At 72.0% G+C, this 22044-nt stretch carries 25 protein-coding genes; 12 read left to right on the top strand and 13 right to left on the bottom strand.

Features of this window, described 5'->3' with window-relative positions:
- Positions 1 to 3 precede the first annotated feature (3 nt).
- A complete protein-coding gene (locus tag ACWD5Q_RS13965) occupies positions 4 to 675 on the bottom strand; it encodes an ABC transporter ATP-binding protein (protein WP_451427216.1) in 672 nt (223 codons plus the stop codon).
- Positions 672 to 1712 (bottom strand): ABC transporter permease, encoded by a 1041-nt coding sequence (locus ACWD5Q_RS13960; RefSeq protein WP_451427215.1) that lies wholly within the window; start codon positions 1710 to 1712, stop codon positions 672 to 674. The genes ACWD5Q_RS13965 and ACWD5Q_RS13960 overlap by 4 nt, the downstream gene beginning before the upstream one ends.
- A gap of 134 nt (positions 1713 to 1846) precedes the next feature.
- Between ACWD5Q_RS13960 and ACWD5Q_RS13955 the strand changes: the two genes are divergently transcribed.
- Both ACWD5Q_RS13955 and ACWD5Q_RS13950 read left to right on the top strand, forming a co-directional pair.
- A complete protein-coding gene (locus ACWD5Q_RS13955) occupies positions 1847 to 3049 on the top strand; it encodes a sensor histidine kinase (RefSeq protein WP_451427214.1) in 1203 nt (400 codons plus the stop codon).
- Entirely contained in the window at positions 3046 to 3678 is a 633-nt protein-coding gene (locus ACWD5Q_RS13950) for a response regulator (protein WP_451427213.1), read from the top strand. The genes ACWD5Q_RS13955 and ACWD5Q_RS13950 overlap by 4 nt, the downstream gene beginning before the upstream one ends.
- A 54-nt stretch (positions 3679 to 3732) precedes the next feature.
- Here the strand turns inward: ACWD5Q_RS13950 and ACWD5Q_RS13945 are convergent, their stop codons facing one another.
- The gene (locus ACWD5Q_RS13945; RefSeq protein ID WP_451427212.1) at positions 3733 to 4020 is read right to left on the bottom strand and encodes a DUF5955 family protein; all 288 of its coding nucleotides are present in this window, start codon (positions 4018 to 4020) and stop codon (positions 3733 to 3735) included.
- 201 nt (positions 4021 to 4221) lie between these two features.
- On the opposite strand from ACWD5Q_RS13945, the gene ACWD5Q_RS13940 reads away from it, so the two are divergent.
- Both ACWD5Q_RS13940 and aceB read left to right on the top strand, forming a co-directional pair.
- Positions 4222 to 4830, top strand: coding sequence for a nucleotidyltransferase family protein (locus ACWD5Q_RS13940; RefSeq protein WP_451427211.1), 609 nt, complete (start codon positions 4222 to 4224; stop codon positions 4828 to 4830).
- 236 nt (positions 4831 to 5066) lie between these two features.
- Complete coding sequence (aceB, locus tag ACWD5Q_RS13935) at positions 5067 to 6686, top strand: malate synthase A (RefSeq protein WP_451427210.1); 1620 nt, start codon at positions 5067 to 5069, stop codon at positions 6684 to 6686.
- A gap of 28 nt (positions 6687 to 6714) precedes the next feature.
- On the opposite strand, the gene ACWD5Q_RS13930 is transcribed toward aceB, so the two are convergent.
- Positions 6715 to 7014, bottom strand: a complete 300-nt coding sequence (locus ACWD5Q_RS13930) for a SelT/SelW/SelH family protein (RefSeq protein ID WP_451427209.1) — start codon at positions 7012 to 7014, stop codon at positions 6715 to 6717.
- Positions 7011 to 7925 carry a HipA family kinase gene (locus ACWD5Q_RS13925; protein WP_451427208.1) on the bottom strand — a complete coding sequence of 305 codons (915 nt, stop codon included), beginning with the start codon at positions 7923 to 7925 and terminating at the stop codon, positions 7011 to 7013. The genes ACWD5Q_RS13930 and ACWD5Q_RS13925 overlap by 4 nt, the downstream gene beginning before the upstream one ends.
- 388 nt (positions 7926 to 8313) lie before the next feature.
- Here ACWD5Q_RS13925 and ACWD5Q_RS13920 point away from each other — a divergent pair, with 388 nt between their 5' ends.
- Positions 8314 to 8679 carry a response regulator gene (locus ACWD5Q_RS13920; protein ID WP_451427207.1) on the top strand — a complete coding sequence of 122 codons (366 nt, stop codon included), beginning with the start codon at positions 8314 to 8316 and terminating at the stop codon, positions 8677 to 8679.
- Positions 8680 to 8706: 27 nt separating this feature from the next.
- On the opposite strand, the gene ACWD5Q_RS13915 is transcribed toward ACWD5Q_RS13920, so the two are convergent.
- Positions 8707 to 9366 carry a response regulator transcription factor gene (locus ACWD5Q_RS13915; protein WP_451427206.1) on the bottom strand — a complete coding sequence of 220 codons (660 nt, stop codon included), beginning with the start codon at positions 9364 to 9366 and terminating at the stop codon, positions 8707 to 8709.
- A gap of 248 nt (positions 9367 to 9614) precedes the next feature.
- Here ACWD5Q_RS13915 and ACWD5Q_RS13910 point away from each other — a divergent pair, with 248 nt between their 5' ends.
- Positions 9615 to 10022, top strand: coding sequence for an SsgA family sporulation/cell division regulator (locus ACWD5Q_RS13910; RefSeq protein WP_451427205.1), 408 nt, complete (start codon positions 9615 to 9617; stop codon positions 10020 to 10022).
- A gap of 139 nt (positions 10023 to 10161) precedes the next feature.
- The gene (locus ACWD5Q_RS13905; RefSeq protein ID WP_451427204.1) at positions 10162 to 10500 is read left to right on the top strand and encodes a WhiB family transcriptional regulator; all 339 of its coding nucleotides are present in this window, start codon (positions 10162 to 10164) and stop codon (positions 10498 to 10500) included.
- Between the two features lie 75 nt (positions 10501 to 10575).
- On the opposite strand, the gene ACWD5Q_RS13900 is transcribed toward ACWD5Q_RS13905, so the two are convergent.
- The 6 genes from ACWD5Q_RS13900 to ACWD5Q_RS13875 form a co-directional block, all read right to left on the bottom strand.
- Complete coding sequence (locus ACWD5Q_RS13900) at positions 10576 to 11916, bottom strand: CHASE3 domain-containing protein (protein ID WP_451427203.1); 1341 nt, start codon at positions 11914 to 11916, stop codon at positions 10576 to 10578.
- A gap of 256 nt (positions 11917 to 12172) precedes the next feature.
- Positions 12173 to 12382 (bottom strand): DUF397 domain-containing protein, encoded by a 210-nt coding sequence (locus ACWD5Q_RS13895; RefSeq protein WP_451427202.1) that lies wholly within the window; start codon positions 12380 to 12382, stop codon positions 12173 to 12175.
- Positions 12364 to 12795, bottom strand: a complete 432-nt coding sequence (locus tag ACWD5Q_RS13890; protein WP_451427201.1) for a DUF5753 domain-containing protein — start codon at positions 12793 to 12795, stop codon at positions 12364 to 12366. Before ACWD5Q_RS13890 ends, ACWD5Q_RS13895 begins: the two co-directional genes overlap by 19 nt.
- Positions 12796 to 13154: 359 nt before the next feature.
- Complete coding sequence (locus ACWD5Q_RS13885) at positions 13155 to 13409, bottom strand: Txe/YoeB family addiction module toxin (protein ID WP_451427200.1); 255 nt, start codon at positions 13407 to 13409, stop codon at positions 13155 to 13157.
- The gene (locus ACWD5Q_RS13880) at positions 13406 to 13702 is read right to left on the bottom strand and encodes a type II toxin-antitoxin system Phd/YefM family antitoxin (RefSeq protein WP_451427199.1); all 297 of its coding nucleotides are present in this window, start codon (positions 13700 to 13702) and stop codon (positions 13406 to 13408) included. Before ACWD5Q_RS13880 ends, ACWD5Q_RS13885 begins: the two co-directional genes overlap by 4 nt.
- 189 nt (positions 13703 to 13891) lie before the next feature.
- Positions 13892 to 15391: an IucA/IucC family protein gene (locus tag ACWD5Q_RS13875; RefSeq protein WP_451427267.1), complete on the bottom strand. Its 1500-nt coding sequence runs from the start codon at positions 15389 to 15391 to the stop codon at positions 13892 to 13894.
- Positions 15392 to 15478: 87 nt separating this feature from the next.
- Here ACWD5Q_RS13875 and ACWD5Q_RS13870 point away from each other — a divergent pair, with 87 nt between their 5' ends.
- Genes ACWD5Q_RS13870 through ACWD5Q_RS13860 form a run of 3 tightly spaced genes read left to right on the top strand, consistent with a single transcriptional unit; the run spans position 15479 to position 19108 of the window.
- Positions 15479 to 17008 carry an IucA/IucC family protein gene (locus tag ACWD5Q_RS13870; RefSeq protein ID WP_451427198.1) on the top strand — a complete coding sequence of 510 codons (1530 nt, stop codon included), beginning with the start codon at positions 15479 to 15481 and terminating at the stop codon, positions 17006 to 17008.
- 43 nt (positions 17009 to 17051) lie between these two features.
- Positions 17052 to 18317 (top strand): VWA domain-containing protein, encoded by a 1266-nt coding sequence (locus tag ACWD5Q_RS13865; protein WP_451427197.1) that lies wholly within the window; start codon positions 17052 to 17054, stop codon positions 18315 to 18317.
- Complete coding sequence (locus ACWD5Q_RS13860) at positions 18317 to 19108, top strand: hypothetical protein (protein WP_451427196.1); 792 nt, start codon at positions 18317 to 18319, stop codon at positions 19106 to 19108. The genes ACWD5Q_RS13865 and ACWD5Q_RS13860 overlap by 1 nt, the downstream gene beginning before the upstream one ends.
- Positions 19109 to 19220: 112 nt before the next feature.
- Here the strand turns inward: ACWD5Q_RS13860 and ACWD5Q_RS13855 are convergent, their stop codons facing one another.
- Positions 19221 to 19865 (bottom strand): winged helix-turn-helix transcriptional regulator, encoded by a 645-nt coding sequence (locus tag ACWD5Q_RS13855; RefSeq protein ID WP_451427195.1) that lies wholly within the window; start codon positions 19863 to 19865, stop codon positions 19221 to 19223.
- A 68-nt stretch (positions 19866 to 19933) separates the two neighbouring features.
- Here ACWD5Q_RS13855 and ACWD5Q_RS13850 point away from each other — a divergent pair, with 68 nt between their 5' ends.
- Both ACWD5Q_RS13850 and ACWD5Q_RS13845 read left to right on the top strand, forming a co-directional pair.
- Positions 19934 to 21142, top strand: coding sequence for a pyridoxal phosphate-dependent aminotransferase (locus tag ACWD5Q_RS13850; RefSeq protein WP_451427194.1), 1209 nt, complete (start codon positions 19934 to 19936; stop codon positions 21140 to 21142).
- Between the two features lie 203 nt (positions 21143 to 21345).
- A complete protein-coding gene (locus ACWD5Q_RS13845) occupies positions 21346 to 21999 on the top strand; it encodes a histidine phosphatase family protein (protein ID WP_451427193.1) in 654 nt (217 codons plus the stop codon).
- Positions 22000 to 22044 lie beyond the last annotated feature (45 nt).

Raw genomic sequence — 22044 nt, 5'->3', positions numbered from 1 at the left:
AGGTCATCCGACCAGGGCCGTCAGCCGTCCGTCCCGCATCTCCCGTACCGCGTCCGCCTGGTGGAGGTGGGCGCTGTCGTGGGTCACCAGGACCGTCGCCGTGCCCCGCTCGCGGGTGAGCCGCAGCAGCAGGTCGATCACGGCCGCTCCCCGCTCGTGGTCGAGGGCGCTGGTCGGCTCGTCGACCAGGAGCACGGAGGGCTCGTTCATCAGCGCGCGGGCGATGTTCACCCGCTGCCGCTGGCCACCGGAGAGCTGGTGCGGCCTGCGGTGCGCCTGCTGCTCCAGACCCACCGCGGCGAGCAGTTCCAGGGCACGGTCCGCCACGTGGCGGCGCCCGTCGAGGTGTCCCATCACCTGCAACTGCTCCAGCGCGGTCAGGGAGGGCAGCAGATGCGGCTGCTGGAAGACGATGCCGATCTCGCGCCGGCGCAGCACCGCCCGCTCGGCGCGGCTGAGCGTGCCGGTCTCCGTACCGTCGACCACGACGCGCCCCTGATCCGGGGTGACCAGGGTGGCGGCGACGGCGAGCAGGCTGGACTTGCCGGAGCCGGACGGTCCGACGACGGCGGTCGTGGTGCCGGCGGGCACCACCAGCCCCACGTCGTCGAGTGCGATGAGCCGGCCGTCTCCGTCGGCGTAGCTGAGGGTGATGTCGTCGAGGACGAGGGTCATCGGGCGCTCCCGAGGGCGGTCAGGGGATCCACTGAGGTGATCCGGCGGACGGACAGGGCCGCGCCGAGCGCGCCGAGGACGATCATCACCCCGGACGGCCCGAGCAGGGTCGACGCGTCGAGTACGAAGGGCACGTCCCCGCCGGAGACCACAGCGCCGATCGCGGCGGCCAGCCCGGCCCCGAGCAGCGTCCCGCCGACGAGCACGATCAGCGCCTGGCCGAGCGCGTCGCGCAGCAGATACGGCGTGGCGGCGCCCAACGCCTTCAGGACGGCGATGTCGGGCGAGCGCTGAATCGTCCACACCGTGAAGAAGGCGCCGATGACGAGCGCGGAGATCGCGAACAGGAACCCGCGCATGAGCTGGAGGGAACCGTTCTCCGCCTGGTAGGAGCCGATGGCGTCGAGCGCGTTCGAGGTGGCCAGGGTCCGGGTGTCGGCCGCCCGGTCGCCCGCCGCGAGATCGGCGCCGTGGGTGCGCAGCGCGACGACCGTGGCCCGCGCGCCGCCCAGGTCGGACCACACGACGGGCGTATGGCTGTACGAGGAACTGCCCGCCACCTCCGCGACCCGCTGCTGCGCACCGCCGATCCGGACCCGGTCCCCTCTCCGCACGCCCAGGTCGGCAGCGGCCTTCTCGCTGAGCACCACCTGGCCGGGGCCCACCCCGGGCGGTGCGATGCCCGCGTCGGGCGCGACCGCGAAGACCGTCACCGCCGCCGTCTGGTTCCCGGCGCTCGCGTCGAGCGTGTGGATGGCGACCGGTTGCGCCGAGCGGACGCCGGGCTGTTTCGCCCAGGTGTGCCAGGCGGACGGCGGGAGCGAGGAGTCGGTGAAGGACACCGGCCGGCCGTCGGGCGGCGCGGCGAAGGCCAGGTGGTCGGCGGGCAGCCCGAGGACCGCCGAGGTGTTCTCCCGGGCGAGCCCGGCGGTCAGCCCGGACAGCAGCTCCACGAGCAGTGTGATCAACACGACCACGGCTCCCATCAGGGCGAATCGCCCCTTGGCGAACCGGAGGTCTCTCCATGCGACAAACATGGCTCTACCTTCGGTCCGCACGGCCGGGCGAGGCATCGCGCCCGGGCAGGCTTCCTCCGGTCCGCAGGGAGGAGCCGTCTTTCAACCTTTCGGTTGACCGGTGCCGCCCGGGGTCCGCTTAGGCTGGACGGGTCATGGACCTCCGCCCGCACTCCTCCGTCGTCACCGCCCTGCGCCTGTGCCTGTACGCGCTCTTCGGGGGCCTGCTCGCCCTCGCCGCGGTGCGGGCGGACGGCCCCGCCCCGCTCGCGGCGTCGCTCGGCACGGGCGCGGTGCTGGCGGCGGGGGCGGTCAGCCCGGCGGTGCACCGCTCCCGGCGCCGGGCGGCGGTGTGGCTGGCGGCGCTGAGCGCGGCCTGGCTGGTGCTGCTCGTCCTCTCCCCCGACGGCCTGTGGGCGGCCTTCCCGCTCTACTTCCTGCAACTGCATCTGCTGCCCGTGCGCTGGAGTCTGCCCTCGGTCGCGCTGACCGCGGCGGCGGCGATCGCGAGCTTCCTGGTGCACACCTCGCAGCTGACGCCGGGCGCGTTCATCGGCCCGCTGCTCGGCGCGGCCGTCGCGGTCGCCACCGTCCTCGGCTACGAGGCGCTGTACCGGGAGAGCGAACGCCGCCGCGCGCTGATCGAGGAGCTGGTCGCGACCCGTGCCGACCTCGCGGCCGCCGAGCGCACCGCGGGTGTGCTCGCCGAACGGGAGCGGCTGGCGCAGGAGATCCACGACACCCTCGCGCAGGGCCTGTCCAGCATCCAGTTGCTGCTGCGCGCCGCCCAGCGGCTGCTGCCCGAGGGATCCCCGGCCGCCCCCCACATCGAGCAGGCGCGCACCGCCGCGCAGGACAACCTCGCCGAGGCCCGCCGTTTCGTGCGGGCCCTCACCCCGCCGGACCTGGAGCGCGGCTCGCTGACGGGCGCGCTGGAGCGGCTCGGCGCCTCGGCCGCGGTCGGCGCGCCGACGGTGGCGTTCTCGGTGAGCGGCACACCGGTCGAGCTGCCCACCCCGTACGAGGTGGCGCTGCTGCGCATCGCGCAGTCGGCGCTGGGCAACACCCTGCGGCACGCCCAGGCCGCACGCGCGGAGATCACGTTGAGCTTCATGGAGACGTCGGTGTCCCTGGACGTGGTGGACGACGGGGTCGGCTTCGCACCCGAGGACGTCCGCCGGGACGGGGACGGCGGCTTCGGACTGCCCGCGATGCACGCCCGCGCCGAGTCCCTGGGCGGCACGCTCACCGTGGAGTCGGCGCCCGGTCAGGGCACCGCACTGGCGGTGACCCTGCCGCTGCCCGCCACGGGGAACGGCGCGCCGGGGCTCGGGGCGGCCAGGGAGAGCGCGGCATGACGATCAGACTTCTGCTGGCCGACGACCATCCCGTCGTCCGCGCCGGGCTGCGGGCGGTGCTGTCCGGGGAGCCGGACTTCACGGTCGTCGCGGAGGCCGCGACGGCCGAGGCCGCCGTGGAACGCGCCGCGGCGGGCGGCGTGGACGTGGTGCTGATGGACCTCCAGTTCGGGGCGGGACTGCACGGCGCCGAGGCCACGGCCGCGATCACGGCACGCCCGGGGGCGCCCCGCGTCCTGGTCCTCACCACGTACGACACCGACGCGGACATCCTCGCGGCGGTGGAGGCGGGCGCGGCGGGCTATCTGCTCAAGGACGCGCCGCCCGAGGAGCTGGCGGCGGCGGTCCGTACCGCCGCCGCCGGGCACTCGGCCCTCGCGCCGGCGGTCGCCGACCGGCTGATGCACCGCATGCGTACGCCCGTCACCGCGCTCAGCCGCCGCGAGCTGGAGGTCCTGGAGCTGGTCCGGGACGGGCTGTCCAACCTGGACATCAGCAAGCGGCTGTTCCTGAGCCAGGCCACGGTGAAGTCCCATCTGGTGCACATCTACGCCAAGCTGGGCGTCGACTCGCGCACGGCCGCGGTGGCGGTGGCCGGCGACCGGGGGATCATCCGGCGGCGGGGCTAGGTGTTCCGTCTCGGGAGGTTGTGGACGCGGCTGCTACGAGCAACGGAGTTCCTGTCAGCCGCGCCGCGGCTCCCCGAACAGTTCCACCGCGTCGCGGACCTCCGCGAGCCCCCGGGCGAGGGCGCTGACCGAGCCGATCGCCCCGGCGATCAGCAGCAGGGAGCGGCGCAGGCGGGGGATCTCCGGGACGCCGCCGGCGGCCATCGCGGCGAGCACGGCGAGTTCGTCCTCGGCGATGCCCCGGTCGGGGAACTCCGCGGGGTGCGCGGCGAGTTCACGGCGTAGCCGGGACACGGCGGTCCGTAGTCCCGCCACTCTGGGATCCTCGTGGCTGTCGGTCACCGGCCTCTGCCCCAAGCTCCGCACCCCAGCTCCCCCCTCGCAGCCTTTCGCGCACACCGGCGTCCGGCACCCCATGGCGTTGGCCGGGCGCCGGGGATGCCGGTCAGTAAACGCCACCGGGTGCGCCGGGCGCCACCACGCGGACCGAAAATCAGTCCTGGGACGCCGTACGACCGGCGCGGGGTCAGGTATGCAGGACGTATGACGCGAAGTGAACAGGACCGAAACAGGGTCGCCGGGCTGCTGCTCGCCGCAGGCGGGGGACGCCGGCTGGGCGGACGCCCGAAGGCGCTGCTCATGTACCGGGGGCGGCCCCTGGTGGACTATGCGGTGGGGGTGCTGCGGGCGGCCGGCTGCGACCGCGTCCATGTGGTCCTGGGGGCGGCGAACGCGGACGTACGGGAGCGCGCGGACCTGTCCGGCTGCGTCCTGGTGGACAACCCGGACTGGGAGGAGGGCATGGGCTCCTCCCTGCGCGCCGGACTCGGCTCGCTGGCCGGGACGGGCGCGCGGGCCGCCCTGGTCTCGCTCGTCGACCAGCCCGGCATCGGCCCGGCGGCGGCGGCCCGGGTCCTCGCCGCGTACGAGGACGAGACCTCGCTGGTCTCGGCGGCGTACGAGGGCGTCCGGGGCCATCCGGTCCTCTTCGGGACCGCCCACTGGGCCGGGATCGCGCAGTCCGCCACCGGGGACCGGGGAGCCCGCGCCTATCTGAAGGAGCACGAGGACGCGATCCGGCTCGTCGAGTGCGGGGACGTGGCACGGCCGTACGACATCGACACCGAGGGCGACCTGGTCCATTTGGCATGACCCTGCGCGCCACCTCGGGTGAACGCGGTGGCACGGAGCGCCACCTTGCCTCGAAGCGGAGAATCTCGACGTCAACAAATCATTGAACTTCCACCATGAGGAAACTAGCATCCACTGATCAGAAGCGCCTGACTGCTCACAGGCGTGGTCAGCCGCATCCGGACCCCCCTGGCACCCGGTGCCGTACCCCGTGCCACGGCGTCCTCACATCAGCTCGCCGAAGGAAGTGACAGCTCATGTCCGCACCAGCGTCGCCGCCGGTCGTCATCGACGCCGAGCCCCTGCCGCGGCAGGACGAGGTCCTCACCGAGGCGGCCCTCGCCTTCGTGGCCGAGCTGCACCGCCGGTTCACGCCCCGGCGCGACGACCTGCTCGCCCGCCGGGCCGGACGCCGCGCCGAGATCGCCCGCACCTCGACCCTCGACTTCCTCCCGGAGACCGCCGCGATCCGCGCGGACGACACCTGGCAGGTGGCCCCCGCGCCCGAGGCCCTGAACGACCGCCGAGTCGAGATCACCGGCCCCACCGACCGCAAGATGACCATCAACGCCCTCAACTCGGGGGCCCGGGTCTGGCTCGCGGACTTCGAGGACGCCTCCGCGCCCACCTGGGAGAACGTGGTCCTCGGCCAGCTCAACCTGATCGACGCCTACGCCCGCGCCATCGACTTCACCGACCCGGCCACGGGCAAGTCGTACGCCCTGCGCCCCGACGCGGAACTGGCGACGGTCGTCATGCGGCCGCGCGGCTGGCATCTGCGGGAGCGTCACCTCCTGGTCGACGGAGAGCAGGTGCCGGGCGCCTTCGTCGACTTCGGCCTGTACTTCTTCCACAACGCCCGGCGCCTGCTCGACCTCGGCAAGGGCCCCTACTTCTATCTGCCGAAGACGGAGTCGCACCTGGAGGCCCGCCTCTGGAACGACGTCTTCGTCTTCGCCCAGGACCGTCTCGGCATCCCGCAGGGCACCATCCGCGCCACCGTCCTGATCGAGACGATCACGGCGGCGTACGAGATGGAGGAGATCCTCTACGAACTCCGCGACCACGCCTCCGGGTTGAACGCGGGCCGCTGGGACTACCTCTTCTCCATCGTCAAGAACTTCCGTGACGGCGGGCCGAGGTTCGTCCTGCCGGACCGCAACGCGGTCACGATGACGGCGCCGTTCATGCGCGCGTACACCGAACTCCTCGTCCGCACCTGCCACAAGCGCGGCGCGCACGCGATCGGCGGCATGGCGGCGTTCATCCCCTCCCGGCGCGACGAAGAGATCAACAGGGTCGCCTTCGAGAAGGTCAAGGCGGACAAGGACCGTGAGGCGGACGACGGCTTCGACGGCTCCTGGGTCGCCCACCCCGACCTGGTCCCGATCGCCATGGCGTCCTTCGACCGGGTCCTCGGCGACCGGCCGAACCAGAAGGACCGGCTGCGCGAGGACGTCGACGTCAAGGCGGCCGACCTGATCGCCGTCGACTCCCTGGCCGCCAAGCCGACGTACGCGGGCCTGGTCAACGCCGTCCAGGTCGGCATCCGCTACATCGAGGCCTGGCTGCGCGGCCTCGGCGCGGTCGCCATCTTCAACCTGATGGAGGACGCGGCGACCGCGGAGATCTCGCGCTCCCAGATCTGGCAGTGGATCAACGCGGGCGTCGAGTTCGAGAACGGCGAGAAGGCGACCGCCGGCCTGGCCCGCAAGGTCGCCGCCGGGGAACTCGCGCACATCCGGGCCGAGATCGGCGACGAGGCCTTCGCGGCCGGCCACTGGCAGCAGGCCCACGACCTGCTGCTGAAGGTGGCGCTGGACGAGGACTACGCGGACTTCCTCACCCTGCCGGCGTACGAGCAGCTCGCCGGCTGACCCGCTCCGCCGCGGCTCGCCGGCCGGCTCACTCCGCGGGCTTCTCCGAGTGACCCAGGGGCTTTCCCGGGGCCACTCGGTCACGTACGAGGCGCTTGACCGCCGTGGGCTCGGGGAAGCCCTGCTCCCGGCGGTCCCAGACCACCTCGTCGTTCACCCGGACGACGAAGACCCCGCCCGTGCCCGGCTTGAGCGCGAGTTCCGTCAGCTCGGTCTCGAACGTCGTCAGCAGCTCCTGTGCCAGCCAGGCCGCGCGGGGCAGCCAGCGGCACTGGGTGCAGTACTCGATCTGGACGCGGTACGTGCCGTCCGCGGGGGTGTCCGTCATCCCAGATGCACCGACCAATCCTGGTGCGCCGCCGGTTTGCCGTGCAGGTCGGGGACCCGCTTGAGCCAGTCCGGCCGGCCCTGCTGTGTCCGTGCCGCGCGCAGGGCCTCCTCGGCGGCGAGTTCCTCCCGGGTGGGGAAGTCGGTGGGCAGCCAGGACTCGGAGGCCTTCACCCGCGCGGAGAGGTAGTCCACGTAGGCGTCGCGGACCTCGGCGGGCGTGGCGAAGCCCGGTTCGCCGCTCAGCCACGCGTCCGGCACCTCCTCGGTGATCTCGCGCAGCAGTTCCTCGGTCACCCGGGGCGCGAGGTCGGCCTCGGCGGCGCGCATGTCCGGGGCGAAGTGGCCGAGGGCATGGTGCCGGAAGTCGTACGCCTTCTCCGGCGCGGAGGCGTCCCAGCGGTGGTGGAAGACGAGGGCGGCACCGTGGTCGATCAGCCACAGCCGTGGGGGTGCCGTGCCGAAGGTGGGCCAGACCATGAGGTTGGAGCTGTGGACCGTGCGGTCGACGTTCACGGTCAGGGCGTCGAGCCAGATGATCCGGCCCGCCTCCACCGGGTCGACCGTGCAGACCCGCGCGACCTCGGGGGTGAAGTCCCGGGCGCCCGGCAGATAGTCCATGCCGAGATTGAGACCGGGGCTCGCGTTCAGCAGGTCGCGCACCTCCTGATGGGGTTCGTGCGCGGCGACGGCGGGGTCGAAGTGGGTGAGCACCAGCTCGGGGACGCGCAGCCCGAGCCTGCGGCCCAGCTCCCCCACGATCACCTCGGCGACCAGCGCCTTCACGCCCTGAGCGGAGCCGGTGAACTTCACGACGTAGGTCCCGAGGTCGTCGGCCTCGACGATCCCGGGAACCGAGCCGCCGGAGTGGAGGGGCTCGATATAGCGGGTGGCGGTGACCTCTCTCAGCATCTTCCAAGGCCCCAAGACTTATTTGCCCTACATTCCACAGTCAGCTCCAAGGCGGTGCAATCCGGGGAATCGTCCCCGAACAGTCATGGGGTGAATCCGGGGAGTTCCGACCGGCACGCGCGCCTCCCTGTCTCCCCCGGCAGTCCGTCGATGGCGGTGCGGCCCTCGCTTCCGGCCTGCGGCGTGAAGTGAGCATAATAACCAGGAGTGACGGCCGTGAGCGCCGCACTCGACACCAGCACCTGTTCCACCGGAATCCGTATCGGTGCACGGCATCTGCACGGGCCGGGAGACACCGGGCACCGGCGGACACCCGAACCGCCGTGACACACAAACCGTAGGGCTCCCCCCATGGTCCGGCCGCGCCACGGTTGTGCATGCTGGGAACATGTGCATCGACATCGTCGTCGTCGACGACGACCCAGGGTTCCGCCGCATCGCCACGACGCTGCTGACGGCACGAGGCCTGCGTGTGGTGGCGGAGTCCTGGGACGGCGCCTCGGCCCTGGCCGCGGTGCGGGCACATCGCCCCGACGGGCTGCTGCTCGACCTGCACCTGCCCGGCATGAACGGGCTGGCCGTTGCCCGGTTGCTGACCGAGGAGGAGCATCCGCCGCGGATCGTGCTGACGTCCACCGACAGGTCGCTCTGGTCGCAGGAGGAACTGAGCGGAGCGGGAATCGAGTGCTTTGTCGCCAAGGACCGGCTGTTCGACGCCGACCTGCGAGGCCTGTTCACCCCCTCCGCGTCCTGACGGCGGGCCAGGCCGTGGACCTGTGCGCTACTGGCCGAGGTAGCGCAGCACCGCCAGCACCCGGCGGTGCTGTCCGGAGGCCGTCTGGCTGAGTCCCAGCTTCATGAAGATGCCGGTCACATGCCGCTCGACGGCGGCGACGCTCACGAAGAGCCGTTCGGAGATCCCGGTGTTCGAGCGGCCCTCGGCCATCAGTGCCAGGACCTCCCGCTCCTTCGGGGTCAGCGTGGCCAGGGGGTCCTGCGGACGCTTGCGGCCCAGCAGCGCCGCGATCACGTCCGGGTCGAGGGCCGAGTCCCGGACGACCACCCGCTCGACGGCGTCGATGAGGATCTGAGGGCTGGCCACCTTCTCCTTGAGGAGGTAGCCCACCCCGCTCGGGTCGTCTCCCACCAGATCGAGGGCGTAAGAGGCGTCGAGGAACTGGGAGAGGACGATCACGGCGGTCTCCGGCCGCGCGGCGCGGATCCGCTGCACGGCGCGCAGGCCGTCGTCCGTCAGGCCGGGCGGCATCCGGATGTCGGTGATCACCACGTCGGGCCGGTGCTCCCGGGCGGCGCGGACGACGTCCTCGGCGTTGTCGACGGACGCGACCACGTCGACGCCCGCCTTGCTCAGGATGGCCGCGATGCCCTCACGCACAATCGGCTGGTCTTCTCCGAGCACCGCCCGTAGTCGTTGGCTCATGGCCGAAATCCTAGAAGATCACCGAAATTCTTGTAGGGCAGGCCCTACACCGACTTAGCGGGGAGCCCGAGGAAGGGCGAGGGAACGCATGACAGATCCGGAGGCAGCCCGCTCGGAGACTGGTATCTGGATCCGGCCCCGGGGGGACGAGATCCCCCACCCCGTCGGGCGGCCACGGGACCGGACCGCTCAGCACGACAACCCACGTTTCGAGGCCGGTCGGCCGACAGAGCCTCCAGGAGACGACCATGACGAAGCACCACCTCTCACTGGAGATCGCACACTGGGTGCTCTCCTGCTTCGCCGTGAAACGGCACTGCGAGTTCTCCTACGACCCCGACGACCCTCTCGCCGTCTCGCTGGACTTCGGCATCGACGACGCAGAGCCGGTGCGCTGGGTCTTCTCCCGGGACCTGCTGGCCGACGGCATGGCCGCCCGTACGGGCGAGGGTGACGTGGTGCTGTGGCCCGCGCGCATCGGCCCCGACGGCACGACCCCCTGCTTCTGCCTACACCTGGGCAGCACCCGCACGGCACTGTTCGAGATCCCCTTCGAGCCGGTCGCGCGGTGGCTCGCCGGAACGTACGCCCTGGTGCCGCGGGGCAGCGAATTGAACGGCGTGGACTGGAACGAACTGGCACAGCCCGCGGAGTGACGCAGCGCTGCGCTCCGCCTTCGGAGCGCACCGCCGGGCGCGGCACCATGCCGCGACCCCGCACAGGGGTTTCCCGAGGAAGGACCACATCCGGTCTCCGGGGGCTGACACGGCCGCCGGAGAGAGAGGAACGAGAAACATGCAAAGCGGACCGCGCCCCCTCCTGGACGACTGGCAGTGGCAGCAAAGTGCCGCCTGCCGCGGAATGAGCAGTTCCGTCTTCTTCTCGCCATCAGGTGAGCGGGGCAGGGCCCGCCGCGACCGGGAGGAGCAGGCGCGGCGCATCTGCCGCCACTGCGAGGTCGCGGAGATCTGCGCGGCCACGGCACTGCGGCACGGGGAGGAGTACGGCGTCTGGGGCGGCCTGTCGGACGGCCAGCGCCGCCGTACCAAGGCCATCGCCCGCGCGGTCGGACGACCCGGCACCCCTGGCGAGCGGTCACCGCACCCCGGCGAGCCGGCCTCCGACCCCAGGTAACAACGGGGCAGCCCGGGGTCGTCCGGAGCGCCGCGAGCGGCTCGGCCCCGCCGATGACGGCCGGGACCGGCCGGTTCAGGCCGGAATCGGGATCTGGACCAGGATGGTGGTCCCGCCGCCGGGCGGGGAGTCGATGACCAGCTTGCCGCCGAAGGCCGCCACCCGGTCCGCGAGCCCCGTCATCCCGCTGCCGGCGGTGGCCCTGTCCACGCCGCCGACGCCGTCGTCGGCGACCGTGATCCGCAGGACGTCCCCGAACGCGAGGGAGACGTCGATCCGGGACGCCCGGGCGTGCTTGACCGCGTTGGTCACGGCCTCGGCCACGACGAAGTACGCGTTCGACTCGACGGCCGAGGCGATCCTCCGCTCGTCGCTGCTCTCGACGACGGTGGGTACCGGGCACCGGGACGCCAGATCGCGTACCGCCGCCACCAGCCCCTTCACGGTCAGCACGAGCGGGTAGATCCCCGACGCGAGCTCCCGTAGCTCGTTGATCGCCGTCTGCGCGTTGTCGATCGACTGGTCCAGCAGATCGGCGACGGCCGTCTCCGTGCCGGGTATCAGCTCGCGGGCGAGCCGGAGCCCGATCATCAGACTCACAAGACGCTGCTGCGCGCCGTCGTGCAGGTCCCGGGCCGTGCGCCGGTGCACGGCCTCGACGCTCTCCATGGTGCGTCTGCGGCTGTCCTGGAGCGAGACCGCCATGGTGTTGAAGGAACCGCCCAGGGCGTCGATCTCCGCCACTCTGCTGGGCGGGATCCGCGCACTCGGGTCACCGCCCGCGAGTTCCTGCGCCGCGGCCGCGGCCCCGCGCACCGGCCGTACCACCGCACGGTGCTGGAGCGCCGTGAAGACGGCCACGAGCGCCATCGACGCCGCCAGCCCCAGAGCGGCGGCGAGCACCGCCTGGTGGCCGTTGGTCCCGACGGCGTCCGTGCGCTCCGCGAGCTGGTCGCGTTCGTCCGTCTTGTAACGGTCGAACAGGGTCCGCAGGACGTCGACGCGCTGTTTCCCCTCAGCCGCCTCCCGGAGACCGGACGCGGCCGGATCGTCTCGGCGGACCATGTCGACCAGCGGGACCGAGTAGTCGTTCAGGTAGGACTCGGCATCCCGCGTGATCTGTTCGGCGGCGCGCCGCTGCTTCGGGGAGGTGGCGCTCTCGTTGAACCGGCGCGCCGTCGCCGGGAACGCCGTGCGCGCCGCCTGCCACGGCTGGAGAAACGTCTCCTGCTTGGTGATCACGAAGCCGCGCTGTCCCGTCTCCAGGTCGAGGAGCAGCTCCTCCATGTCACCGGCCTCGAGAAGAGCCGTCCGGGAGGTGAGCATGGCCGAAATCGAGTTGTTCGCGTCGGAGATCGCCAGCAGCAGTACGGCGAACGCGCCACCTATCAGCAGGGCGAGCAGGCCGCTCGCCACGGCCGTGAGACTTGTCAGCCCCAACCGTCGGCGTGAGGAACTCGGTCGTGGGGTCATGTTCCGCCTGCCGATGGAAAGGGTTGAGACACCTGAAGTGTGCAATGTATCCGAAGGCAGGTGGAGACGGTCCGGAACGGGAATCGGGTGGCACACCGCGCCCATCGCCCCGGCGGCGGCTCCCGGCAACGGCGACAGCCCCACTCACCAGCCGGTGCCGGGCGTGGGGCCGTCGTGGGTCGAACTGAGGGTGCGCCCGTCAAGCGCTCAGCTTCTCGCCCTTCACAGCGGAGACAAAGGACGACCACTCCTCCGCCGCGAACGTGATCAAGGGACCGTCCGGGTTCTTGCTGTCGCGCACCGGGACGACAGCGGCGAAGTCGTCGGACACCTCAACGCACGCGCCACCGTCCTGATTGCTGTAGCTGCTCTTGCGCCACGAAGCAGCGTTCAGGTCGACGATTCGCAAGGCGCTTCCTCCAACTTGCGCAGAATGTAATGCCGCGACTCGGCCGGGGACAACGCCGGGTCGCGCACTGAATCGTACGCCTTCTGCAAGCGCACAACTACCGTGGATTCCTCGATCAGTTCGCCCCTGTAGCCGTTCTCCGTGTACGCCACCGTCCGGCCGTCCGGCCGTAGCAAGTACCACAGGTCGAAGCCCATCAGCGCGTGCATCCCGGCGCTATTCGGCAGCACGTGAACTGTCACGTTCTCACGCTGTGCCATCTCCAGGAGGTATTCCAATTGCGCCCGCCACGCCCCAGCATCCCGCAGCGGCGTCAGCAAAGCGGCCTCCGAGAGAATTGACCGAAACGGCGGCGCCTCCTCCCCCTCCAACAGCTCCCGCCGCCCCGTCCGCGCCTCGACCTGCTGCTCCAACTCCTCACCCTTGAGGCCACCCCCCCGACGGCATTCTCGTAACGCCCTCACTACGCAACGCAATTCACGCCGCGCAGTCACGGCAGCGAAACCGCACCATGCGTCGCACCCGCCCCCACGGAGGACCACCCCATGTCGATCCCGACCCCGACCCCGAACGCCGACCCGGCCTCGCACCCGCCCCGGACCCCCAACCCCAAGCTCCGCGAAGCCACCGCCGCCCGCGACGCCCTCACCCGCGCCGGCATCCAGCTCCTCGCCATGCAACAGGTAATCCCGTCTACGGCTCCACCGCCCGATAGACGCAGTCCGCGGTGCCCGTCCGTGACAGATGGGCGGCGCGGGCATCCCCGGCGCTGTCAGTAGTGGTACCGAGCGGCGATGATGATGATCTCCTCGTCCGTTACCACGTAGACAAGGCGGTGTTCGTCGTCGATCCGTCGCGACCATGCGCCGGGCAGGTGGTACTTCAGCGGCTCGGGTTTGCCGATTCCCTGGAAGGGATCCCGGCGGACCGCTTCGATGAGCTTGTTGATCCGAGCCAGCATCTTGCGGTCGATAGTGAGCCAGGAGGTGTAGTCCTCCCAGCCCTCGTCCTCAAAGACAAGCCTCACGCCGCGCTGCTCCCGCCATTCCCCGGGGAGGGCTCGTCCGCATCCGCATCGATGAGCTCGCGTTCGGAGAGGCTCGCGCCCTTGAGCGCGTTCTCATACGCCTTCAACAGGCGACGCGCGTTGGCAGGGGAACGCAGCAGATAGGCCCCCTCACGCAGGGCGGCATAGTCATCCGCCGACACCAGGACCGCATTGCCGTGCTTGGAGACGATCTCAATGGAGTCGTGGTCCTCATTGACCTTCTTGATCAGTGGGAACAGGTTCTTACGGGCTTCGGAGGCTGTGACCGACATGAGAACACCTCTCAAGAGTGGTACCGGATAGCGTACCACTCTGGGAAGGGTAGCTGCCTTGCCGGCAACGGCGACGGCCCCACTCACCGGCCAGTGCCGGGGTGCTGCGGACCACGTTGCACCACACCACGCGGCGGCGAACGGTGGGCGACGGGTGACGGGCAGCGGTCAGGGGTCAGCGAGCGGCGGTCAGCGGCAGGCCAGGGGATTCGGCAGGGGCAGATAGCGCGCGGACGCGCCGTCCGCGCCCGTCCAGCGCAGCAGCAGGTTCGTCTTGCCGGGGAGGGTGGGTGAGGCCAGCAGGGCGGGGATCTCCGGGACGGGGTGCCGGGCCAGTTCCGCGCGGGCGGCGGGCCAGGGGTTCCAGCCGGGGTGGCGCTCCGACAGCAGCGCGGCCACCTCGGTGAGGTTGTTCACGACCAGGCAGTACACCAGCCGCTCCCAGCCAGCCTCCCGGGACACGTCCGTGAGGAGCTTCACACCCTCAGCGTCCCGGAACAGCGCCTGTACGGGCAGGCCCGCGGCGTCCACCGCGATCAGCGTGTTCTGCAGATGCGCCTCCAGGACGACCCCGTGGCGGTCGAACGCCTCCAGGGCCGGGGGCACAACCTGGCGCAGATACGCCGTCCACCAGGACGCCGGGTCGGTGAGCCGGTCCAGCGGGCTGCCGTCGAAGCCCTCCACGAGGGCCGCGGCGAGCAGCGGGGTGGCGCCGGGCAGCAGATGGAGGCGCAGACCGTCGCGGACCAGGACGGCCAGTTCCTCGAAGGCGAAGTCGGCCGTGCGGTAGCCGCGGTCGCTCAGCCAGGCCGCCGGGCCCGCGTGGGCGGCGAACGCGGCCGTCGCCGCCGCGTCGGTGCGACGCAGTTCGAGCAGGTCGTGGCGCCACAGCCGGCGGATGTCGTTGGTGATCCGCACGTCCAGGCTGAACTTGAGGAAGTGGTCGGCGTCGGGGGCGTACACCGTGCGGATCGCGGCTGTGGGCCACACGGTGCCGGGGGTGCCGTCGAGCCGCACCAGACGCCCGTCCTCGAACGCCTCACGGATCTCCGGGCGGCCGTCGATCAGGTCGAGCTGCCAGGGGTGCGCGGGCAGCAGCCGGTAGCCGGGCGGGGCGGCGCCCAGCGCGTCGAGCGCCGTCGTGTCGCCCTCCTCGACGACGGTGTCCTCGCGCACGCCCAGAAGGCCGAGCGGGAAGCGGGCGTACGCCTCGGGCGCGTACGGCAGCCAGCTCGTGACCGGACCCCCGCCGCGCGCCTTGGGCGCCGGATGGTGGGGGTGCCCGGTGATCAAGGACTGCTCGGAGCGCACATACGGGTCGCCCGGCGGGACCGCGCGGGCGCGTGCGGCCAGGATCGCGGCCACCGCGTCCCGGCTGTCGACCATCTCCCCGGGCAGTTCGGGGTTGGACAGCCCGGTGGCCTGGCGCAGCTCCTCGGCGGTGAGTTTGACCAGCTCGGCGTGGGTGAGCGGATGCCAGGTCCCGTCGGCGAGCACCTCGGGGTCGCGGGGGCGCCGTGTGCCGCGGACCCGCAGCAGCCGTCCGTCCGCCCGCAGCCGGTGAAGGCCCTGCTCGCCGGCCGGCTCCGCGGCTTCCCGGAGCAGGCAGTTGAGCAACGGCGCCGCCGCGTAGGCGTCGGCGCGCTCGGGGACCCGGTCGCCGGGGTGCACGTGGTCCATGCGATCCATTCGTTCCATACGGTGCATTGACGATCAGTATGTATGTAGTAGTCCAGCAATGCCGAACGTGCCGCCCGTTCCCCGAGGAGCTCGCCCGTGTCCCCTTCCCCCTCCGCTTCCCCGTCCGCCGAGACCCTGCTCGCCCGCGAGCTGGAGGACGTACGGCCCGGTCTGTCGGCGGCGTACGCGGCCGCGCTCCCCGGCGCCCGGGCCGCCGTCCTGTCGCGTCTGTGGCGGGCTCTGCTCCATGAGCCGCTGCCGTGGATCGTCCGCCGGGAGGCGACGCGCGAGGGGCTGGTCCTGCACCTGGCGGGCGGGCGCCGGCTGTACGGGCCGCCCGCAGATCCGTACGCCACGGACACGTACGTCACGGAGGTGCTGCTGGACGGGCGCGGTTACGACCGTGCGGCGGAGCTGGTCACGGCCCTCGGTGTGCCGGGCGCCGGCGCGTTCGCCGCGGAGCTCGACCACAGCACGGCCTCGTTGGCGCTGTCGCGGGCCGATCAGCCGCGCACGGCGCCCGAACCGGTGGCCGGCTGGGAGTGGGAGCAGCGGGTGGTGGACGGGCACCCGTACCACCCCAACTGCCGTGCCCGGCCCGGCTTCTCGGTCGCCGAGCAGCTCGCCTACGGGCCCGAGCACCGGCCCCTGGTGCGCCTCGGCCTGGTTCCGGTGGACGACGGCGTGCTGCGGGGCGAGTGGCCGGCGTGGCTGTGGGACGGGGGGCGCCCGCTGGTGCCGGTGCATCCCTGGCAGACGGCGCATGTGCTCGGCCGGCCGGCGCAGGACGGTCCCCTCGCGCATCCGCTGATGTCCCTGCGCACCCTGGCCCTGTCCGACGCCGGCCCGCATGTGAAGACGGCGGTCAGTGCCCGGCTGACGTCGTCCGTGCGGGACATCTCGGTCTCGTCCGTGGAGACCTCGCTCATCGTCTCCGAGTTCGTGGAATCCGTCGCCGCGCGCACCGACGGCCTGCTGCGTGTCACCCGCACGCTGGGGGCGTTCAGCGCCCACTCGCCCGATCTCGCCGCGGTGGTGCGCGAGTCGCCCGAGAGCTGCGCGGAGCTGGCGGCGGGCGAGCGGGTGGTCCCGGTGGCCGCCCTGCCGGCCACCGGCCATGCGGCGTCCCCGGCCTGGCTCGCCGCGTTCGCGCGGCTCGCGCTCACCGTGGGGCTGCGCCTGCTCGATCTGGGCGTGGCCCTGGAGGCGCACGGTCAGAACCTGCTGGTGGTGCTCTCGCCCACGGGGGAACCGCGGCGGCTCGTCTACCGCGATCTCGCGGACATCCGGGTGAGCCCGGCCCGGCTGGCCCGGCACGGCATCAAGGCCCCGGAGGTGGCCGACCGGATGGTCACCGACGACGAAACGGTCCTGCGCCGCAAGCTGTTCGGGTCGCTCGTCGGGGGTGCGCTGGCCTCCACGGCGGGTTCGGCGCCGGCTCTGGGGGCGGCGCTGGAGGCCGTCGTAGGGGAGCTGCCGGCCACGTCCGATCTGGCGGCGCTGCGCGAGGAGCCGCTGCCCGCCAAGGCGTTGACGCTGATGCGGCTGTCCCCCGGGCGTTCCGGGGACCAGTGGACAGGGCTGCCCAACCCGCTCGTTCGCACGCCCGTCCCCTGGGATCAATGAGATCGTTTTGGAGCGCACCCCCATTGATCAATAAGATCCGCCGATGATCACAAGACAACGGCTGGCGGCGGGAGTCTGCGCCCTGCTCACCGTCCTGGCGGCCGGGATCGCCGTCCCGGCCGGCGCCGTCGCCGACGAGACGACAGCCCAGGACGCGCCCAAGGTCGATCTCGTTCTCGACGTCAGCGGCTCGATGCGGGCGCGGGACATCGACGGCGGCTCGCGGATGGCCGCGGCGAAGCAGGCCTTCAACGAGGTCCTCGACGCGACGCCGGAGGAGGTGCAGCTCGGCATCCGGACGCTGGGCGCCAACTACCCGGGCAACGACCGCGTGACGGGCTGCAAGGACACCGCCCAGCTCTACCCGGTGGGGCCGCTGAACCGGACCGATGCCAAGACGGCCGTGGCGACGCTGCAGCCCACCGGGTGGACGCCGATCGGCCCGGCCCTGCTGAAGGCGGCGGACGACCTCAACGGCGGCAACGGCACCCGGCGTATCGTCCTCATCACCGACGGCGAGGACACCTGTGCCCCGCTCGACCCGTGCGAGGTGGCCCGGGAGATCGCGGCCAAGGGGGTCGGGCTGACCATCGACACGCTGGGGCTCGTCCCGGACACCAAGCTGAGCAGGCAGCTGAGCTGCATCGCCGAGGCCACCGGCGGCACCTACACATCGGTGCAGCACAAGGCGGAACTCTCCGGCAAGGTCAACCAGTTGGTGGACCGGACGGCGGACAAGGTGGTCACTCCGGTCGCCGTGGACGGCACCGAGCAGTGCGCCACGGCGCCCGCGCTGAAGTCCGGCCTGTACACGGACCGCGAGGAGTTCGGGCAGCACCGCTCCTACCGGGTGGACGTGAAGCCGGGCCAGGAGCTGCGCGCCTCGGTGAGCGTCTCCGACGACCGCCAGGTGAACCCGGACTACGGGGTGACGCTGCGGGCGATCACCGTGCACGGCCGGGAGATCGTACGCGGTGAGGCGACCGGCTCGGGCCGTACGGACGTGATGTCGACGGGTCTGCGCTACCCGAAGGCGGCGAGCGACGACGAGAACGCGCCCGCCGAGACGGTGTGCCTCCAGGTCGCCAACTCCTTCTCCCCGGCGGCGGGCGTGAAGACCACGCCCGGTCTTCCGCTGGAGCTGACGGTCGACGTCGTCGGCGGTCCCGGCCAGGCGAGCGATGTGGCCTCCTTCGGTCTCGGGCGCGGCTGGTGGCTGCTGGGCGCCCTCGTTCTGGCCGGCTTCCTCGCGGGTGTGCTGTGGGGCTGGCTGTCGCGCTGGCGGGTCGCGGTCTGGAGGACCAACTGATGCGTATCGTAAGAGTGTTGAGCACGGCGGCCCTGCTGCTGGGCATCGCCGCCGCCCCCGCCCTCGCGGACGCCTCGCCCTCGGCGAGCCCGTCGGACGACAGTGCCGCGCCCACCTCGGCGGGCACGTCGTTCCGTACGGCGACGGAGATCCAGCAGGGGCAGCAGGCCACGGCGAGCGCCTCCACGGGCGACTACCTGTACTGGCAGTTCCCCGCGGACGCGGAGCAGCGGCCCACCGTGAAGGCGACGGTGAAGCTGCCCGCGTCGTCCCGGGGCGGGGCGCAGACCTGGCAGCTCGACGTGTACGACGGGCTGCGGCGCCGTCAGGCGTGCCAGTACGGCACGCAGACGCGCACGGCGGCCCAGGGAGCGTCCTCCGTCGACCTCGCGTGCACGCTGCGCACGGTCCGCGCCTGGTCGGAGCCCTGGGCCGACGACCCGCTGCCGGGCACGTACTACGTCCGTCTGACCGCCGTGGAACTCGGCGCGGCCGGCCTCGGGCTGCCGGTGAACGCCGAGGTCCGGGTGGACTCCAAGGACATCGGCGGCGCGGCGGCGGTGGATGGCTCGCTGGCCGAGCCGCTGGTGCCGGGAATCGCGCAGAAGTCCTCGGACACCTCCTCGGACGCGCCCACTCTCTCGTCGCTGAGGCCCGACGCCTCCGGCTGGTGGTCCGACCGCTGGGTGTGGACCGGGATCGGCGGCGTACTCGCGGCGCTCGCGGGCATCGGCGGCTATGCGCTGACGCGTGGTTCGGGGCGGCCGTCCCGGGTGCCGCCGGGCGTCTGACACCCGGTCACCCGTGGGTGTGAGGCCCGCCGCGTCCGAGGGGCGCGGCGGGCCTCAGCCGTGTTCGGGGGCTCCTCGCGGGTCCCGTGCTGCGCCCTGGCCCAAGGCTCCGTCAGTGCCCGCGCAGCATCGCGGCGAGCGTGCCGTCACCCGACACCGCGACGCGTTCCTCCGCCACTGCCTGATGGAGCGTCAGGGTGCCCTGGCCCAGGGCGGCGCAGGTCTGCGCGTCGAGGGTCAGCCGGGCGTCGGGCTCCTCGGGGGCGGCCCCGTCGCCGTAGGCCGGGCCGTCCTGAGCGCCGAGCCACAGGTGGAACTCCCCCTCGTCGAGCCGGACCTCGACCAGCCCCTCGCCCGGCAGCGCGCGCAGCAGCGGCAGGGCGAACCAGTGGGCGCGCACCGCGTCCGTCGGCCGGCGCTCCGCCAGCGCGGGCGCTCCCCAGACCCCGAGCGCCTGGATCACCGGGAGCAACTCCCGGCCGCGCGGGGTGAGTTCGTACACATTCGCGGCTCCGGGCGGCGGCAGCCTGCGGCGGGTGGCCAGCCCGTCGCGCTCCATGTCCTTCAGCCGGGACGCCAGGACGTCGGTGCTCACGCCGGGCAGGTCCGCGTGCAGATCGGTGTAGCGACGCGGACCGGCGAGCAGCTCGCGGACGATCAGAAGGGTCCAGCGGTCGCCGACGGCATCGAGGGCCCGGGCCGTGGAGCAGTACTGGTCGTAGCTTCGGCGAGGTGACATGCGACGCAGTCTAGACATGTTGTTGGACTTTCCAAGCTGCCACTTGGTAAAACCAAGCAACCACGGATGGCGGAGGGAAGCGGCGCATGGAATTCCGGCAGTCGAGCAAACTCAGCGAGGTCTGTTACGAGATCCGCGGTCCGGTGATCGAGCACGCCGACGCGCTGGAGGAGGCGGGCCACAGCGTGCTGCGCCTGAACACCGGCAACCCCGCGCTCTTCGGCTTCGAGGCGCCGGAGGAGATCCTCCAGGACATGATCCGGATGCTGCCGCGGGCGCACGGCTACACGGACTCCCGCGGCATTCTCTCCGCCCGCCGCGCCGTGGCCCAGCGCTACCAGGCCAAGGGCCTGGAGGTCGGCGTGGACGACGTCTTCCTCGGCAACGGCGTCTCCGAGCTGATCTCGATGGCCGTGCAGGCCCTGGTCGAGGACGGCGACGAAATCCTCATCCCGGCACCGGACTTCCCCCTCTGGACGGCCGTGACCACCCTCGCGGGCGGCAAGGCGGTGCACTACCTGTGCGACGAACAGGCCGACTGGTACCCGGACCTGACGGACATGGCCGCGAAGATCACGGACCGTACGAAGGCCGTCGTGATCATCAACCCCAACAACCCGACGGGCGCGGTCTATCCGAAGGAGATCGTCGAGGGCATCCTCGACCTGGCCCGCCGGCATGGCCTGATGGTCTTCGCGGACGAGATCTACGACCAGATCCTGTACGACGACGCCGTGCACCACTCGGCCGCCGCCCTCGCCCCGGACCTGGTGGTGCTCACCTTCTGCGGACTGTCGAAGACCTACCGGGTGGCGGGCTTCCGCTCCGGCTGGCTGGTCGTGACCGGCCCGCGGCAGCACGCCCGCGACTACCTGGAGGGCCTGACGATGCTGGCCTCCATGCGGCTGTGCGCCAACGCCCCCGCCCAGTACGCCATCCAGGCCGCGCTCGGCGGCCGGCAGTCCATCGGCGAGCTGACCGCGCCCGGCGGCCGTCTCCACGAACAGCGCGAGGTGGCATGGCGCAAGCTCACCGAGATCCCCGGCGTGAGCTGTGTGAAGCCGAAGGGCGCGCTGTACGCGTTCCCGCGCCTCGACCCCAAGGTGCACAGGATCCACGACGACGAGCAGTTCGTCCTGGACCTGCTGCTGCGGGAGAAGATCCAGGTGGTCCAGGGCACGGGCTTCAACTGGCCGGCTCCCGACCACTTCCGCATCCTCACCCTGCCCCACGCGGACGAGCTGGAGGCGGCGATCGGACGGATCGGCCGATTCCTGAGCGGCTACCGCCAGTAGGGAATGCGCGGCACCGGGCCCTCTGCGGCAAGGGACTCGACGGGTCTTCCCCGAGCGGGGTGGCGTACGCGTCCACCCGGCGCCCGTTCGCCTTCCCCCGGGGGCAGGGGGCCTCCCGGAGAACGGCCGTCTGGCCCAATCCGTCCTGCACGCCGCCGCACACGTGTGACACGGTGCCGAGAGGCGGACAGGAAGGGCACGGCGTGGGCGACCTCATTCTCGTCCGGCACGGTGAGACCGAGTGGTCGCTCTCCGGGCGGCACACCGGGCGGACGGATGTCCCGCTGACCGAGCACGGCCGGGAGCAGGCGCGCCGGCTGGCACCGCTGATCGCCCGGCACCCCATCGCGTCGGCGTTCGTCAGCCCGATGCAGCGGGCCCGGGAGACGGCCCGGCTGGCGGGGATCGGGGGCGCGCGCGTCGACGCGGACCTGTCCGAGTGGGACTACGGCGGGTACGAGGGGGTCACGACCGTCGACATCCACCGGACGCAGCCGGACTGGTTCCTGTTCACCGACGGTGTCGCGCCCGGTCCCCCGGAGCATCCCGGGGAGAGCCCGGAGGAGGTCGGGGCGCGCGCGGACCGGATGATCGCCAAGATCGACGCGGCGCTCGCCGAGGCGGAGGGCAGCGTGGTCGTCGTCTCCCACGGCCACTTCCTGCGGGTGCTGACCGCGCGGCGGCTCGGCCTGCCGGCCGCGGGAGGTGCCCTGTTCCAGCTCTCCACGGGGACGATGAGCCGGCTGAGCACGGAGCACCGCCGGCATGTGATGGCCGGCTGGAATGTCAGACCCGACGCGTACTGTTCCCATGGGTCCCTCTCCGCGGGGGAAGCGGGGCCCTCCGAGGAGCACTGACGGGAACACGGGCGCCCGTACCCCACGAGGGACACGGCGCCCGTG

It is taken from the genome of Streptomyces sp. NPDC002513, assembly GCF_053595355.1.
Note: the sequence above shows the minus strand (reverse complement) of the source record. Positions and strands in the feature narration are given on the sequence as shown.

Bases quoted from the DNA above. Each gene is read 5' to 3' on its own strand.
- ACWD5Q_RS13855 (WP_451427195.1), bottom strand. From the start codon at position 19,865: ATGTCTAGACTGCGTCGCATGTCACCTCGCCGAAGCTACGACCAGTAC.
- ACWD5Q_RS13905 (WP_451427204.1), top strand. From the start codon at position 10,162: ATGCAAAGCGGACCGCGCCCCCTCCTGGACGACTGGCAGTGGCAGCAA.
- ACWD5Q_RS13915 (WP_451427206.1), bottom strand. From the start codon at position 9,366: ATGAGCCAACGACTACGGGCGGTGCTCGGAGAAGACCAGCCGATTGTG.
- ACWD5Q_RS13955 (WP_451427214.1), top strand. From the start codon at position 1,847: ATGGACCTCCGCCCGCACTCCTCCGTCGTCACCGCCCTGCGCCTGTGC.
- ACWD5Q_RS13860 (WP_451427196.1), top strand. From the start codon at position 18,317: ATGCGTATCGTAAGAGTGTTGAGCACGGCGGCCCTGCTGCTGGGCATC.
- ACWD5Q_RS13960 (WP_451427215.1), bottom strand. From the start codon at position 1,712: ATGTTTGTCGCATGGAGAGACCTCCGGTTCGCCAAGGGGCGATTCGCC.
- ACWD5Q_RS13865 (WP_451427197.1), top strand. From the start codon at position 17,052: ATGATCACAAGACAACGGCTGGCGGCGGGAGTCTGCGCCCTGCTCACC.
- ACWD5Q_RS13965 (WP_451427216.1), bottom strand. From the start codon at position 675: ATGACCCTCGTCCTCGACGACATCACCCTCAGCTACGCCGACGGAGAC.
- ACWD5Q_RS13910 (WP_451427205.1), top strand. From the start codon at position 9,615: ATGACGAAGCACCACCTCTCACTGGAGATCGCACACTGGGTGCTCTCC.
- ACWD5Q_RS13920 (WP_451427207.1), top strand. From the start codon at position 8,314: ATGTGCATCGACATCGTCGTCGTCGACGACGACCCAGGGTTCCGCCGC.
- ACWD5Q_RS13950 (WP_451427213.1), top strand. From the start codon at position 3,046: ATGACGATCAGACTTCTGCTGGCCGACGACCATCCCGTCGTCCGCGCC.
- ACWD5Q_RS13875 (WP_451427267.1), bottom strand. From the start codon at position 15,391: ATGGATCGCATGGACCACGTGCACCCCGGCGACCGGGTCCCCGAGCGC.
- aceB (WP_451427210.1), top strand. From the start codon at position 5,067: ATGTCCGCACCAGCGTCGCCGCCGGTCGTCATCGACGCCGAGCCCCTG.
- ACWD5Q_RS13925 (WP_451427208.1), bottom strand. From the start codon at position 7,925: ATGCTGAGAGAGGTCACCGCCACCCGCTATATCGAGCCCCTCCACTCC.
- ACWD5Q_RS13930 (WP_451427209.1), bottom strand. From the start codon at position 7,014: ATGACGGACACCCCCGCGGACGGCACGTACCGCGTCCAGATCGAGTAC.
- ACWD5Q_RS13940 (WP_451427211.1), top strand. From the start codon at position 4,222: ATGACGCGAAGTGAACAGGACCGAAACAGGGTCGCCGGGCTGCTGCTC.
- ACWD5Q_RS13880 (WP_451427199.1), bottom strand. From the start codon at position 13,702: ATGTCGGTCACAGCCTCCGAAGCCCGTAAGAACCTGTTCCCACTGATC.
- ACWD5Q_RS13850 (WP_451427194.1), top strand. From the start codon at position 19,934: ATGGAATTCCGGCAGTCGAGCAAACTCAGCGAGGTCTGTTACGAGATC.